This window comes from Synechococcus sp. H55.11, assembly GCF_047462475.1.
GTDB lineage: Bacteria > Cyanobacteriota > Cyanobacteriia > Thermostichales > Thermostichaceae > Thermostichus.
This window is the reverse complement of sequence record NZ_JANSJI010000003.1, coordinates 1-528: the sequence shown is the minus strand read 5'-3', so window position 1 is coordinate 528 and position 528 is coordinate 1. Positions and strand designations below refer to the sequence as shown.

Sequence of the window (528 nt, the reverse complement as noted above, 5' to 3'; positions counted from 1 at the left end):
GCTGGGATCTGCCCGCAGCCGCTCTTTTGATGAAAACGTGATGGAAACGATGGCAACGACTGGAGGGAACGCCCATGTCCAGACCTGTCAAACTCAGCGAAGCTGAGATTCAGGCCAAGCTGGAAAGCCTGCCGGGCTGGTCTTTGCAGGATGGGAAGCTACATCGCCAATTTCAATTTCGCTCTTTTGTGGAAGCTTTTGGCTGGATGAGCAGTGTGGCTTTGGTAGCCGAGAGCATGGGTCACCACCCCGAGTGGACCAATGTGTACAACCGCGTGCGTGTGGATCTCACCACCCACGATGCCGGGGGCATTACGGAACTGGACTTTACCTTGGCGCAACGCATGAACGAGCTGGCTGGCTAGACACGCTCTCGGCGGCAGACTGAGCCATAACCAGGGATCCCTGCAGCGCCGCGGGGATCCCTATTTGTTTGCCACTGTTCGGGTCAAGTTGTGTTGGGAGCTGCATCCGTCTGATAGACTAAGCCTAAGGTTAAGAAATGATAATTTTATGAACGTGCTGGTT

General features: G+C 54.7%; 1 protein-coding gene. It reads left to right on the top strand.

Features of this window, described 5'->3' with window-relative positions; translation table 11 throughout:
- The first annotated feature begins 74 nt into the window (after positions 1-74).
- Complete coding sequence (locus tag NW853_RS00035) at positions 75-365, top strand: 4a-hydroxytetrahydrobiopterin dehydratase (protein ID WP_414347061.1); 291 nt, start codon at positions 75-77, stop codon at positions 363-365.
- Positions 366-528 lie beyond the last annotated feature (163 nt).

Excerpts from the sequence above, each read along its gene's own strand:
- NW853_RS00035 (WP_414347061.1), top strand. The coding sequence starts at position 75 with ATGTCCAGACCTGTCAAACTCAGCGAAGCTGAGATTCAGGCCAAGCTG.